This window comes from Flagellimonas abyssi (assembly GCF_019457905.1).
Taxonomy (GTDB): Bacteria; Bacteroidota; Bacteroidia; order Flavobacteriales; family Flavobacteriaceae; genus Flagellimonas; species Flagellimonas abyssi.
The window spans coordinates 93,689-107,357 of sequence record NZ_JAHZSV010000008.1 but is presented as its reverse complement, the minus strand read 5'-3'; the positions used below and the strand labels follow the sequence as shown (position 1 = coordinate 107,357).

The window sequence follows — 13,669 nt, the reverse complement described above, 5'->3', positions numbered from 1 at the left end:
TACGATAAACCTCGACACATAGAACAATCAAACCCAACCCATGGAGCACATTGTCATTATTGGAAATGGAATTGCAGGTGTAACCGCTGCAAGGCACATTCGAAAGCTTTCCGACAAAAAAATCACCATTGTTTCCGCAGAATCCGAGTACTTTTTCTCCCGAACAGCTTTGATGTATGTGTACATGGGCCACATGAGGTTTGAGCATACCCAACCCTACGAGAACCACTTCTGGAAAAAGAACCGAATAGATTTGGTACAAGCGTACGTGACCAAGGTCAACACCCAAGAAAAATTGCTTCATCTTGATGGTGCTCCAGACCTCGACTACGATAAATTGATTATTGCCACAGGATCCAAACCCAATAAATTCGGTTGGCCCGGACAGGATTTGGATGGCGTTCAAGGGCTTTATTCCAAACAAGACCTGGAACTGCTGGAAGACAACGCACCCAATAACAAGGTTTGCAAACGGGCAGTGATCATTGGTGGTGGGCTTATTGGCATCGAATTGGCCGAAATGCTACGTACTCGTGATATCCCAGTGACTTTTTTGGTTCGTGAAAACAGCTTTTGGAACAGTGTTTTGCCTTCTGGCGAATCAGAAATGATCAACGAACATATCCACGAGCACCATATTGATTTGCGGTTAGGTGCTTCGCTCAAGCAAATCAATCCTGATGAAAATGGAAGGGTAAAATCCGTGACACTGGCCGAAACTGGAGAAGAAATTGAATGTGACTTGGTGGGATTGACCACAGGTGTTACCCCAAATATTGATTTTTTGAAAGACTCGGATATAGAATTAGGTAGAGGAGTAAAGGTAAATCGGTTTTTGGAGACAAATGTTGAACACGTATACGCCATTGGCGATTGTGCGGAACAGCACGAAGCCATTGGAAATCGACGCCCCATTGAAGCTGTTTGGTACACGGGCCGTATGATGGGCGAAACCCTGGCCCAGACCATTTGTGGCAATCGAATGGAATACAACCCCGGACACTGGTTCAACTCCGCCAAGTTTCTGGACATTGAGTACCAAACCTATGGTTGGGTGTTCCCAGAGAGAAAGAAAAAAGAAAACGAGGCCCATTTCCATTGGAGACATTCCAAAGAAAAACTTTGTATCACCATTGCGTTTGATAAGGATTCTGAAACTGTGTTGGGCATCAACACCTTTGGCATTCGTTTGCGGCACGAAGTTTTTGATAGATGGCTCAGTGAAAAAAGAACCATTGATTATGTGATGGAACATCTTAGAGACGCCAATTTCGACCCTGAGTTTTATAAAAGTTTTGAACCTCAGATCGTGTCGAAATACAATTCCAATTTCGGAAAATCCATCAACCCGAAAAAGAAAAACCTAAAACGCATCTTCCAACTGAATTGATTGGTTGATGGCTCAGGGTTAATGGTTTATTAAAGAGTTTAAATTGTACGAAAAACTGGAGAGGTCATGTCCCATTCGAAAATATCAGAACAAAGAAACAACAAACAATGAACAGTCAAACCTATCATAAAAGCATGGCCCTGACAGGCGAACCACCAAAAAGTTTGAGCATAAGTCAAAAACTCGCTGTCTTTTTGGGATTATCTGGGCTGGGCATTCTGCTTTTGGCCGTTTTCAATGTCAATTTTCCGAATAGGACCTTATGGTTGACCTTGTCTCTTTTGGCTATCACCGTCGGGATTGTTTGGTTTTCCTGGGATGCCTATTCCAAAAAAATCCCTGGGATCAAAAATGATGGTGTTTGGTTCAAGTCGATTTCCAGTCGCGGTTTATGGGGATGGGTGGCAGGTTTGTCCTTGACAGGTTTCTACATTGTACTCTATTTTTATCCTGAATATCTCGGTCTGGTGAACGATGGCGACAATAAAGGGGTTATTGGGCTTTTTGACCCGCTCAGTAAATTTTTGAGCGGCAACCCCGCCAGTCAGTGGTTTGTTTACGGCACACTTTATACGGTGGCCATTTTGGCCTTTGGCATCAAGTTCCTTTGGAAATATCGCCATAACCGATACGAAAGGTTGCGCACTTGGAGCGTCATGTTCTTTCAAACCGCTTTTGCGTTCATCATCCCAGAATTGATGGCCCGTTTGAACGGCGATAAAATTTTGGACGGGGGCAGTTTGCCTTATTACGACCTCAAAAATATTTGGCCGCTCAACTATTATAATTTTGAAGGGTATCGCATTAAAGCGTTTTTAAGTTCGGGGGAAATCGGTTTTGCCCTATTGATCTTTGGCATCCTCTCCATTTTTGTGATAACTCCCATCCTTACCTACAAATATGGTAAAAGATGGTACTGCTCTTGGGTCTGCGGGTGTGGTGGATTGGCAGAAACCGCTGGGGATTCATTCAGGCAGTTGAGCGATAAATCTACATTTGCATGGAAAGTAGAACGCTGGGTGGTGCACAGTGTCGTAGTTTTTGTGACTTTGATGACCACCGCGGTCATTTATTCCTACTTGGGAACGGATACCAGTAAATATTGGCTGACCAAGAGCTCTTTTTTAATCGGGGTGGCCGTTTTACTGACCTTGGTGTTCGGTTGGGCCATGATTTTTAAAAGAAATCAACTCCAGAAAGATGCGCAGTACGGAGCCATCGGTTATTTTGTGATCATTATAGCGCTGATCGGGTTTCATTTTTTTAGCGGGGACGGACAAATTTTTCTTTTTAAATCCGAAACACTTCGTAAATCGTACTCTTTCTTGATCGGAAGCATTTTTTCTGGAGTCATCGGAACAGGGTTCTACCCCATCTTTGGGAGCAGGGTGTGGTGCCGCTTCGGTTGCCCCATGGCCGCCATTTTAGGGTTTCAGCAGAAATTGTTTTCCAGGTTCAGAATTACCACCAATGGTGGGCAATGTATTTCTTGTGGCAACTGTTCGGTATACTGCGAAATGGGCATCGATGTGCGGGCCTACGCCCAGAAAGGAGAGAACATCGTTCGGTCGAGCTGTGTGGGATGTGGAATTTGCTCGGCAGTTTGTCCACGGGGCGTCCTTAAACTGGAAAACGGTCCGTTGGAAGGTAGAATCGATAGCAATCAAGTGCTGTTGGGCAATGATGTGGACCTGATGACATTGGTGAACAAAAAATAGATTTCCCTTCTTTTTGAAGATTTTCAATCAAATATCCTTGGAAAATTTTAGTTTTGGCGAGCTCTAACACTAACCAAAACAACATCTGACCAATGGCGGATATCAAGGTCATCATCCCAGCGATCAACGAAGGAGATTCCATTGGTTTGGTGGTCTCGGAAATTCCCGACCATGTGTCCGAAATTGTGGTCGTGGACAACGGTTCCGAAGACGATACCGTAGCCAATGCAGAAAAAGCTGGCGCCACTGTAATCACGGAAAACCGCAAGGGCTATGGGTTCGCCTGTTTAAGAGGATTAAATTACATATCCGAACGATCTAAAACACCCGACATCATCGTATTTATCGACGGAGATTATTCAGATTATCCAGAGGAATTGGATAAGATTGTCGCCCCAATTTTGGAAAATGACATCGATTTTGTGGTGGGAGCGCGAAAAAAATCACTTCGCGAACCTGGTTCCATGACCCCACAGCAGGTTTTTGGGAACCAATTGGCCACATTTTTAATGCGATTGTTTTTTAGGTCAAAATTTACGGATCTAGGACCTTTTAGGGCGATAAAATATGAAAAGCTCAAAGAATTAAGAATGCAGGACACCACTTATGGCTGGACAGTGGAAATGCAATTGAAAATTTTGAGAAAAAAAATGTCATATATCGAAGTACCAGTGCGTTACAAACGAAGAATCGGGGTGTCAAAAGTATCAGGTACGGTAAAAGGTACTATATTTGCTGGCATAAAAATATTAGGTTGGATCTTTAAATACAGTTTAAAATAATGGGACTTGCTATCGCTTACATCATCATTGCTATTTACAGTACAGCCTTAATTTTGATATTCTTTTACAGTCTGGCCCAGTTGAATCTACTGGTCAATTATCTGGGCTATAAAAAACGGAACGAGGAAGCTCCAAAATTTAATCTTCTCGATCCCAAAGAAATCCCGTTCGTTACCATTCAGCTTCCCATTTACAACGAGGAATATGTAATGGAACGTTTGTTGGAAAACATTGCCAAGATAGAATACCCAAAAAGCAAACTGGAAATCCAAGTGCTGGACGACTCAACGGACGATTCCGTAGTGGAAACCGCCAGAAGGATCGAGGAACTCCAAGAAACTGGATTGGACATTAAGCATATCCGTAGGGAAAACAGACAAGGCTATAAAGCAGGTGCCCTCAAAGAAGGACTGGAAATTGCCAAAGGTGATTTTATCGCCATTTTTGATGCCGACTTCCTTCCAGAAGCCGACTGGCTCAAAAAAACAGTTCCTTATTTCAAGGATGAGGAAATCGGTGTGGTACAGACCCGCTGGGGACACATCAATAGGGATTACTCCACTTTGACCCGTATACAGGCCTTTGCTTTGGATGCCCACTTTACTTTGGAACAAGTTGGGAGAAACTCCAAAGGACACTTTATCAACTTTAACGGTACCGCAGGCATCTGGAGAAAAGAATGCATTTTCGATGCGGGCAATTGGGAGGGCGACACCCTTACCGAAGACCTCGATTTGAGCTACCGTGCCCAATTAAAAAACTGGAAGTTCAAGTATTTGGAAGATGTGGAAACTCCCGCAGAGCTTCCCGTAGTGATCAGCGCCGCTCGTTCACAACAGTTCCGTTGGAATAAAGGTGGTGCCGAAAACTTCAGAAAAACGGTATTGAGCGTTATTACCGCCAAAAACATACCTTTCAAAACAAAATTCCATGGGGTAATGCACCTCTTGAACAGCTCTATGTTTCTTTGCGTGTTCACCGTAGCCTTGTTGAGCATTCCCATGCTGTACATTAAAAACACCTATGGCCATTTGGGTTGGGTGTTCGAGGTGACAAGCTTCTTCATTCTAAGTACCATCATCTTGTTTGTATGCTATTGGTTTACGTACAAAAGTATTCAGGGCAGTAGTTTCGACAATTTCGTGGATTACATCAAACTGTTCTTTACCTTTTTCTCCGTGGCATTGGGCTTTTCTTTGCACAATACCGTCGCAGTTTTGGAAGGACATTTGGGCAAACGAAGTGAATTTGTAAGAACTCCAAAGTTCAACATCAACAGTATTAAGGATACCTGGAAAGGCAACAAATATTTAACCGATAAATTGTCGCCAAACATGATCTTGGAGTTTGCCTTGATGATTTATTTCCTTTTTGGGATGTACAGCGCCATACCATTGAACGACTACGGATTGTTCCCGTTCCACTTAATGTTGTTCCTAGGCTTTGGATTTGTATTCTTTAAATCCTTAACTTCCAAGGCATAAACAAACACCATGCAATCTTATTGGCGACTGCACAAATACCCGATACTTTTTGCTGTCGCTTGTATTCTGTTCTACTGGAGTTTTGCATACAACTTGGTCCGTACGGACTTCATTAAGTTGTTCATGCTCTATGGGGCACTTTTTTACCTTACTTCCAAAATTATCCAGTTCGAAAAATGGAACTTTAAGTTCCTATTGGTCGTTGGAATACTTTTTCGGTTGGTATTTTTGATTGCCGAACCCAATCTTTCACAGGATTTCTATAGGTTCATTTGGGATGGTGAACTCATCAAAAACGGCATCAACCCGTATTTGTACACACCCGACCAAATTATGGAGCAGGGCACGGTATCATTCCCCAGCATGAAGGAACTGCATGAAGGAATGACCGACCTCAATGCACGTCACTACAGCAATTATCCCCCAATCAACCAAGTTCTTTTTGCCATTGCATCAATTTTGGGAGGAGGAAGCGTTTTAGGTTCCACCATTGCCATGCGGTTGATAGTGATTCTTGCGGATTTAGGTGTGCTTTATTTTGGAAGAAAGCTTTTACAGCACCTGAACAAGGCCAACCATTTGGCATTTTGGTACTTTTTGAATCCATTGGTCATCATCGAACTCACGGGCAACCTGCATTTTGAAGGTGTAATGCTCTTTTTCTTTGTTTGGGCCCTGTATCTCATTGCCAAAAATAAATGGTTATGGTCAACCCCGATATATGCCATTTCCATCATGGTAAAGCTAATGCCCCTGATGTTCCTGCCGCTTTTTGTAAAATACTTCGGGCTAAAAAAGAGTGTTGTTTTTTACGCTTTGATACTATTGGGGTGCGGGGCTTTGCTGTTTCCTTTTTATTCCTCCGTATTTATCGATAATTATTCGGATACCGTTGGGCTATGGTTCACCAATTTTGAGTTCAATGCCAGCATATACAATGTCGTTAAAAAGATTGCGGTCACTTATTATGAAGCCAAACCTTGGGAATTGATCGATTCCTATGGTTCAGTAATACAAAGAGTGGTGGTCGTTATCATTTTGCTGCTTGCTTTCCTTCGGAAAAACCAAAAACTGGAAAGCGTCATCACATCCATAATGTTAGCATTGGCCTGCTATTATTTTCTCTCCAGCACCGTGCATCCTTGGTATGTGGTGTTCCTTTTGGGCATTGCCGTGTTTACCGATTACAGGTTCCCATTCGTGTGGTCCTTCGCCGTTGTTCTGAGTTACTATGCATATTCTAATCCCGATTACAAAGAAAACCTTTGGTTATTGGCCATTGAATACATTTTGGTAATTGGGTTTTTTATTTATGAAATAATAGGAAGTAGGCCTAAAAAGTTATATTTCCTCAAAAAGTGACCTCAACTTTAGTACAATTCGAATTAATTTGTACTTTAGCTTCAGAATGAAAGGATACCAGTACATACCATTTACTTTGAGCATCGCTGCTCCTATCAGTCCATTTACTCCCCGTCGTCGTCGCCCGTAAGGGTGCTTCATATCTATTGGAAATAGGTGAGTCCATTTCCGCAGAACGACCAAATCTATTTTTTTAATTTTTTACAGAACAATCGCTTGCAATGGAAATTATTGTTGCTAACGAATCACATTTTAAATACGCACAGATCATTAGCGATACCATTACCGAATCGGCCAAAGTCCGCGGTACAGGTATTGCCAGACGTACTCCCGAATATATTATAAAACGCCTCCAGAACGGAAACGCCATCATTGCCTTGGATGGCAATAAATTTGCGGGTTTCTGCTATATCGAGGTCTGGGGAAACAAGGATTTTGTGGCCAACTCCGGTTTGATCGTACATCCCGATTACAGAAACCAAGGACTTGCCAAAAAAATCAAAAAGGCAGTTTTTGATCTATCCAGAAAAAAATTCCCTGAAGCCAAAATATTTGGTATCACCACGGGACTTGCCGTAATGAAAATGAACTACGAACTGGGCTATAAACCTGTTACATTTTCCGAACTTACGGACGATCCCGAATTTTGGAAAGGTTGTCAGACCTGTAAGAACTTTGATATTCTAACACGCACAGAAAAAAAGATGTGCCTGTGCACTGGCATGCTGTACGACCCCAATACAAAAAAACACGAGCCTGAAAAACTCAATAAAAAAGCGTTTCAAAGGCTGAAAAGCATTAAGGAACACCTTTTCCTAAAAAAGAAAGATAGTTAATTTTTGGTCCGAGCTATTATCCCGAGCACAGTCGAAGGATCAGTCGAACCATTGAGAATACACAAACAGATCCCTGCTGGAGTTTATGCTGAGCAAAGCGAATTGCAGGAACGATAAAATAAAAGAAAAATGGAAAAATTAGTTTTAGCATATAGTGGTGGATTGGATACGTCATATTGTGCCAAATACCTATCACAAGAAGAAGGTTTTGAAGTGCATGCCGTAAGTGTGAACACAGGCGGTTTCAGCAAAACTGAAATCGAGGAAATCGAGGAAAAAGCGCTTGCCCTTGGCGCAACCAGCTACACCTCTATTGACGCCGTTGCAACATTTTATGAGAAAGTGGTAAAATATCTCATCTTCGGAAATGTGCTCCGAAACAACACCTATCCCCTTTCCGTAAGCGCAGAACGAATCGTTCAGGCTATCGAGATTGTGAACCACGCCAAAAAAATTGGCGCCAAATACATCGCCCATGGGAGCACAGGAGCAGGAAACGATCAGGTTAGGTTCGATATGATCTTTCAAATCTTAGCTCCGAACATCAAGATCATCACACCAATAAGAGATAAAAAATTGGCCAGGGAGGAAGAAATCAACTACCTACAACAAAACGGTATCGATTACTCTTGGGAAAAAGCCAAATATTCCGTAAACCGAGGATTATGGGGCACGTCCGTGGGAGGCGATGAAACCTTGACTTCTCACCTTTCATTACCAGAAAGTGCGTACCCGAGCCAATTGGAAAAAGAACTATCCAAAGAGTTGAAGTTGACCTTTAAAAATGGTGAATTGGTTGCATTGGACGGCGAGCAGGACACTCCTGTGGCCAACATCGAAAAATTGTCCGCCATTGCATCCAAATACGCCATTGGTAGAGATATCCACGTGGGAGACACGATTATCGGAATCAAAGGACGGGTCGGTTTTGAAGCCGCGGCCCCATTGATCATTATAAAAGCGCACCATTTGTTGGAAAAACACACCTTGAGCAAATGGCAACAATATCAGAAAGAGCAAATGGGCAATTTTTATGGCATGCTATTGCACGAAGGTAACTATTTGGACGAGGTGATGCGAAACATCGAAGCCTTTTTGACCGACACCCAGAAACATGTATCAGGCGATGTTTTCGTCACGTTGCACCCCTACCGATTCGACTTGAACGGCATCACTTCACAACACGATTTGATGAACGCTTCCTTTGGAAGTTATGGTGAAATGAACAAAGGTTGGACCGCTGACGATGCCAAGGGCTTTATCAAAATTTTGTCCAACTCAGGAAAAATAGCCAACCACGTAAACCAAGATTCATGATCAAAACAGGAATCATAGGAGGTTCGGGTTACACAGGTGGGGAACTGATCAGACTCTTGCTCAATCATCCCCAAACCGAAATTGACTTTGTTTTCAGCACCACGAGAGCTGGTAAGCCGATTACCTCCGCCCACCAGGATTTGCTGGGACAAACAGAATTGAAATTTTCAGGGGAGATAAATCCAAAGGTCGATGTGGTCTTTCTTTGTTTGGGACACGGCAATTCAACATCGTTTTTGAACGAGAACCAGTTTTCTGCATCAACAAAAATCATTGACCTCAGCAATGATTTCAGGTTACAAGCGGATTCCAATTTTAAGGGGCAACGATTTATTTATGGCCTTCCCGAATTGAACAAGTCTGCCATACAATCCGCGGAGGCCATTGCCAACCCTGGCTGTTTTGCTACTGCCATTCAATTGGCGTTGTTGCCTTTGGCAAAGGCAGGTTTATTGAGTGATGACGTCCATATCAATGCCGTTACAGGCAGCACTGGGGCTGGCGTTGGACTGTCCGACACCTCACATTTTAGCTGGAGGAACAACAACGTTTCATGGTACAAACCTTTTACGCACCAGCATTTGGGCGAAATCGGTGAAAGCTTGAATTCCTTCGGAAATTCCGTGGGCAAATTGATGTTTTTACCGAATCGAGGCAACTTCACCCGTGGAATTTTGGCCACGGCGTACACCAAATACAACGGCAACTTGGAGGATGCAAAGAAGCTGTACAACGATTTTTACAAAAACGCTGTATTCACCCACATGTCGGATGAAGAACTGCATCTAAAACAAGTAGTGAACACCAACCAGTGCCACATCCATTTGCACAAGCACAATGATATTCTTTTGATTACATCGGCCATTGATAATTTATTGAAAGGGGCATCGGGACAAGCAGTACAAAATATGAACCTAATGTTCGGTTTCCCCGAAACCGAAGGTCTGTTGTTGAAAGCAGGCGTATTTTAAAATTACGAGGTCGAGCTGTCACATCGAGCGGAGTCGAGATGCGAGACCACATGCAAAAACTTTGAAACATCTCTCGACTGCGCTCGAGATGACAAAATTTAAGAAACCATGAAAGTAGCCATCATAGGAGCAGGTAACTTGGGATTGGCCATTGCCAAAGGCATTTTGCACAGCAACGGAGCCACCACCATGTACCTTACCAAACGGAACACCAAATCCATTCAGGAGTTTGAAAAATATGGAATCGTAACCGTTACTTCGGACAATAAAGAAGCGGTGAAAAATTCGGATATATTGATCTTTGCCGTTCAGCCAGGGCATTTTACCCATATTTTGAACGAAACCAAAGACCTTCTTACCGAAAAGCACGTGATCATCAGCACCATTACGGGTTTTAAGATTCCTAGAATCGAGGAAATCATCGGGTCGGACAAGTTTATCATCCGAAGTATGCCCAATACGGCAATCTCCGTGGGCAAATCCATGACCTGCATTTGCTCCAATGAACTGGGCAAGAAAAGAATCGACTTGGCCAAGGCCATTTTCAACCGAATGGGGCATACCATGGAAATTCCAGAAGATCAGATGCAAGCTGCCACCGTTATCTGTGCGAGTGGGATTGCTTTTTGGATGCGTTTGATACGTGCCACCACCCAAGGCGCCATTCAATTAGGGTTTGATGCCAAAGAAGCACAAGAGCTGGCCATGCATACCTGTAACGGTGCCGCAAGCCTGTTGATTGAGTCAGGAAGTCACCCAGAAGAAGAAATTGATCGCGTGACCACCCCAAAAGGATGCACCATTGAAGGTTTGAACGAAATGGAGCACCAAGGATTGAGCTCATCGCTGATCAGGGGAATTGTATCCTCCTATGAAAAAATCAGTCAAATCAGAAAAGGCTAAAGCTATCTGGTCGAGCTGTCACATCGAGCGGAGTCGAGATGCAAGACCTTAAAAAATAAGTGTACCTCTCGACTGCGCTCGAGATGACAAATAAGAAATTATGAAACTATTCGACGTATACCCGCTATATAATGTCACTCCAGTAAAGGCAAAGGGCATTGAGGTCTGGGACGACAAAGGGGAAAAATATTTGGATTTTTATGGTGGTCATGCCGTAATCTCCATTGGCCATACACATCCGCACTACGTAAAGCGAATCAAAGAACAATTGGACCAAATGGCCTTCTACAGCAATTCGGTACAAAACCCGTTGCAAGAAGCATTAGCACAAAAGCTAGGTGATTTGTCTGGTTGTGAAAACTATGACCTTTTTATGTGCAATTCAGGAGCCGAAGCCAACGAAAACGCACTCAAGATGGCCTCGTTCCACACAGGAAATTCAAAAGTGATCGCTTTTACCAATAGTTTTCACGGAAGAACCTCAGCAGCAGTTGCCGCGACGGACAACCCGAGCATCAATGCACCTATCAACAAACAACAAGAAGTCACTTTCTTGCCATTGAACGATTTTGATGCCTTTGAAAAGGCCATTGAGAGTGATGAATACTGTACCGTTATCTTGGAAGCCATTCAAGGTGTCGGTGGTTTGGACGAGCCCACCACGGAATTCTTCCAATTGATCGCCAAAAAATGCAAGGAACATAATGTTGTGCTTATTGCTGATGAAGTACAATCGGGCTATGGCCGTAGCGGAAAGTTTTTTGCTTTTCAACATCATGGTATAGAACCCGACATCATTTCCATAGCCAAGGGCATGGGGAACGGTTTTCCAGTAGGTGGTATTTTAATTCATGAAAAGTTTAAACCATCATACGGTCTTTTGGGAACCACCTTTGGTGGCAACCATTTGGCCTGTGCCGCCAGTCTTGCAGTTTTAGAGGTTTTGGAAAGTGAAAACCTGATAGAAAATGCATCAGAACTTGGAGCCTATTTTAGGGAAAAAGCGGCTGAGATACCAGAAATCAAAAAAGTTAAGGGGAGAGGATTAATGATTGGTTTGGAATTCGATTTTGAAGTTGCCGACCTACGCAAGAAAATGATTCTGGAACAACACATGTTCACGGGAAGTGCCAAAAACAAAAAGTTATTGCGGTTTTTACCTGCATTGAACATCACCAAAGAAGACATTGACCTATTTTTTGAAGCGCTGAAAAAAGCATTATAATGAAGCATTATTTATCCGTAAACGATATAGAATCCCTACCCGATTGGGTGGACGAAGCAATAACCCTAAAAAAAGACCCTTACCTATTTGAGGATTTGGGCAAACGAAAAACGATATGCCTGTTGTTTTTCAACAATAGCCTAAGGACCCGTTTGAGTACACAAAAGGCGGCCATGAACCTTGGTATGGAAGTAATGATCATGAACTTTGGCAACGAAGGTTGGGCATTGGAATATGGTGATGGCACCGTGATGGACCAGGGTACTTCGGAACATATAAAAGAAGCGGCCCAAGTAGTTTCCCAATACGCCGACATTGTTGCGATACGGGCATTTGCAGGTTTGGTGGACAAAGAAAAGGACGAGGCCGAGGAGGTAATCAACGGATTTGCCAAATACGCCACCATTCCAGTGGTCAATATGGAGAGTTCCGTGGGGCACCCACTACAGGCTTTGGCGGATGCCATTACTTTGAAGGAGAATGAAGTAAAAAAGAGACCGAAAGTCGTTTTGTCTTGGGCTCCGCACCCCAAGGCATTGCCACATGCGGTGGCCAACTCCTTTGTTCAGATGATGAAGATGCAAGATGCTGATTTCGTGATAACACATCCCGAAGGATATGAACTCAATGTGGAACTGACCCAAGGATGTCAAATTGAATACGATCAGGACAAGGCACTGGAAGATGCGGATTTTGTATACGTGAAAAACTGGAGCAGCTATTCGGATTATGGGAAAGTATTGAACAAGGATAAAAACTGGACCATTACCAAAGAAAAATTGGGACATGCCAAGTTTATGCACTGTCTTCCCGTTCGAAGAAATATGATCGTGGAGGACGCCGTCTTGGACGGAGAACAATCATTGGTGGTGGAACAGGCCAAAAACAGGATTTATTCCGCACAGATCGTATTGAAAAAAATATTGGAGGAAAAATGAAACTCAAGGACAAGGTCTGCATAGTTACAGGAGCAACCAGTGGAATGGGAAAAGCCATTGCCGAATCCTTTTCTTCTGAAGGAGCAAAGCTAATACTTTCTGGTCGTAACCAAGAAAGTGGCAAAGCATTGGAAAAAGGCCTTAACAATGTGCTCTTTGTTCCAGGTGATGTTACCGACCCGTCCTACAACAAAAAGTTGGTACAAACCGCTATGGAAATCCATGGCAAGCTGGACATCCTATCATTGAATGCGGGCATTCTTGGATTGGGAAATGTCCAAGAGCTGTCCATTGATTCGTGGCGGAATACCATCGATACGAATTTGAGTTCCATCTTTTACCTTTGTAAATATGCACTTCCGCAGTTGCAGAAACAACCACAAGGCAATATTTTGATCAACGCATCGATTGCAGCCTTCAAGAGTTTTCCAAACCATCCCGCTTACTGTGCTTCCAAAGCTGCATCCGTAGCCCTGATGAAGCAAATGGCAGTTGATTATGCGCCAAAAGTCAGAGTGAATGCCATTTGTCCAGGCCCTGTGGACACCCCTTTGTTATGGGAATCCGCCCAGGCTTTTGAGAATCCAGATACTGCTGTCGAAAATGCGAAAAGGACTACATTGTTAAAAAGGTTGGGGGCACCTGAAGATATTGCTAAACTTGTACTTTTCTTGGTTTCCGAGGATAGTTCTTGGATTACAGGAACCACAGTGACCATAGATGGAGGGATTATAAATACATAA

General features: G+C 43.2%; 12 protein-coding genes. All 12 read left to right on the top strand.

Features of this window, described 5'->3' with window-relative positions; all coding sequences use genetic code 11:
- Positions 1-40 precede the first annotated feature (40 nt).
- The 12 genes from K1F36_RS08035 to K1F36_RS07980 all read left to right on the top strand — a co-directional run bounded on the left by K1F36_RS08035 (position 41) and on the right by K1F36_RS07980 (position 13,669).
- Positions 41-1,390 (top strand): NAD(P)/FAD-dependent oxidoreductase, encoded by a 1,350-nt coding sequence (locus K1F36_RS08035; protein WP_220113362.1) that lies wholly within the window; start codon positions 41-43, stop codon positions 1,388-1,390.
- A gap of 107 nt (positions 1,391-1,497) precedes the next feature.
- On the top strand, positions 1,498-3,108 hold the full coding sequence (locus K1F36_RS08030; RefSeq protein WP_220113361.1) for a 4Fe-4S binding protein: 1,611 nt from the start codon (positions 1,498-1,500) through the stop codon (positions 3,106-3,108).
- 92 nt (positions 3,109-3,200) lie between these two features.
- The gene (locus K1F36_RS08025) at positions 3,201-3,890 is read left to right on the top strand and encodes a glycosyltransferase family 2 protein (RefSeq protein ID WP_220113360.1); all 690 of its coding nucleotides are present in this window, start codon (positions 3,201-3,203) and stop codon (positions 3,888-3,890) included.
- Positions 3,890-5,374, top strand: a complete 1,485-nt coding sequence (locus tag K1F36_RS08020) for a cellulose synthase family protein (protein WP_207035271.1) — start codon at positions 3,890-3,892, stop codon at positions 5,372-5,374. Before K1F36_RS08025 ends, K1F36_RS08020 begins: the two co-directional genes overlap by 1 nt.
- A 9-nt stretch (positions 5,375-5,383) precedes the next feature.
- Positions 5,384-6,736 (top strand): polyprenol phosphomannose-dependent alpha 1,6 mannosyltransferase MptB, encoded by a 1,353-nt coding sequence (gene mptB / locus K1F36_RS08015; RefSeq protein ID WP_220113359.1) that lies wholly within the window; start codon positions 5,384-5,386, stop codon positions 6,734-6,736.
- Between the two features lie 221 nt (positions 6,737-6,957).
- The gene (locus K1F36_RS08010) at positions 6,958-7,572 is read left to right on the top strand and encodes a GNAT family N-acetyltransferase (protein WP_220113358.1); all 615 of its coding nucleotides are present in this window, start codon (positions 6,958-6,960) and stop codon (positions 7,570-7,572) included.
- A gap of 129 nt (positions 7,573-7,701) precedes the next feature.
- Positions 7,702-8,889, top strand: a complete 1,188-nt coding sequence (gene argG / locus K1F36_RS08005) for an argininosuccinate synthase (protein WP_220113357.1) — start codon at positions 7,702-7,704, stop codon at positions 8,887-8,889.
- Positions 8,886-9,860: an N-acetyl-gamma-glutamyl-phosphate reductase gene (gene argC / locus K1F36_RS08000; RefSeq protein ID WP_220113356.1), complete on the top strand. Its 975-nt coding sequence runs from the start codon at positions 8,886-8,888 to the stop codon at positions 9,858-9,860. The genes argG and argC overlap by 4 nt, the downstream gene beginning before the upstream one ends.
- 108 nt (positions 9,861-9,968) lie before the next feature.
- Complete coding sequence (gene proC / locus K1F36_RS07995) at positions 9,969-10,763, top strand: pyrroline-5-carboxylate reductase (RefSeq protein WP_220113355.1); 795 nt, start codon at positions 9,969-9,971, stop codon at positions 10,761-10,763.
- A 100-nt stretch (positions 10,764-10,863) separates the two neighbouring features.
- Positions 10,864-11,988 (top strand): aspartate aminotransferase family protein, encoded by a 1,125-nt coding sequence (locus tag K1F36_RS07990; RefSeq protein WP_220113354.1) that lies wholly within the window; start codon positions 10,864-10,866, stop codon positions 11,986-11,988.
- Complete coding sequence (locus tag K1F36_RS07985; RefSeq protein WP_220113353.1) at positions 11,988-12,926, top strand: Rossmann-fold NAD(P)-binding domain-containing protein; 939 nt, start codon at positions 11,988-11,990, stop codon at positions 12,924-12,926. The genes K1F36_RS07990 and K1F36_RS07985 overlap by 1 nt, the downstream gene beginning before the upstream one ends.
- A complete protein-coding gene (locus tag K1F36_RS07980) occupies positions 12,923-13,669 on the top strand; it encodes an SDR family NAD(P)-dependent oxidoreductase (RefSeq protein WP_220113352.1) in 747 nt (248 codons plus the stop codon). Before K1F36_RS07985 ends, K1F36_RS07980 begins: the two co-directional genes overlap by 4 nt.

Bases quoted from the DNA above. Each gene is read 5' to 3' on its own strand.
- K1F36_RS07980 (WP_220113352.1), top strand. From the start codon at position 12,923: ATGAAACTCAAGGACAAGGTCTGCATAGTTACAGGAGCAACCAGTGGA.
- K1F36_RS08030 (WP_220113361.1), top strand. From the start codon at position 1,498: ATGAACAGTCAAACCTATCATAAAAGCATGGCCCTGACAGGCGAACCA.
- proC (WP_220113355.1), top strand. From the start codon at position 9,969: ATGAAAGTAGCCATCATAGGAGCAGGTAACTTGGGATTGGCCATTGCC.
- K1F36_RS08035 (WP_220113362.1), top strand. From the start codon at position 41: ATGGAGCACATTGTCATTATTGGAAATGGAATTGCAGGTGTAACCGCT.
- argC (WP_220113356.1), top strand. From the start codon at position 8,886: ATGATCAAAACAGGAATCATAGGAGGTTCGGGTTACACAGGTGGGGAA.
- mptB (WP_220113359.1), top strand. From the start codon at position 5,384: ATGCAATCTTATTGGCGACTGCACAAATACCCGATACTTTTTGCTGTC.
- K1F36_RS08010 (WP_220113358.1), top strand. From the start codon at position 6,958: ATGGAAATTATTGTTGCTAACGAATCACATTTTAAATACGCACAGATC.
- K1F36_RS08025 (WP_220113360.1), top strand. From the start codon at position 3,201: ATGGCGGATATCAAGGTCATCATCCCAGCGATCAACGAAGGAGATTCC.
- K1F36_RS07985 (WP_220113353.1), top strand. From the start codon at position 11,988: ATGAAGCATTATTTATCCGTAAACGATATAGAATCCCTACCCGATTGG.
- K1F36_RS08020 (WP_207035271.1), top strand. From the start codon at position 3,890: ATGGGACTTGCTATCGCTTACATCATCATTGCTATTTACAGTACAGCC.
- K1F36_RS07990 (WP_220113354.1), top strand. From the start codon at position 10,864: ATGAAACTATTCGACGTATACCCGCTATATAATGTCACTCCAGTAAAG.
- argG (WP_220113357.1), top strand. From the start codon at position 7,702: ATGGAAAAATTAGTTTTAGCATATAGTGGTGGATTGGATACGTCATAT.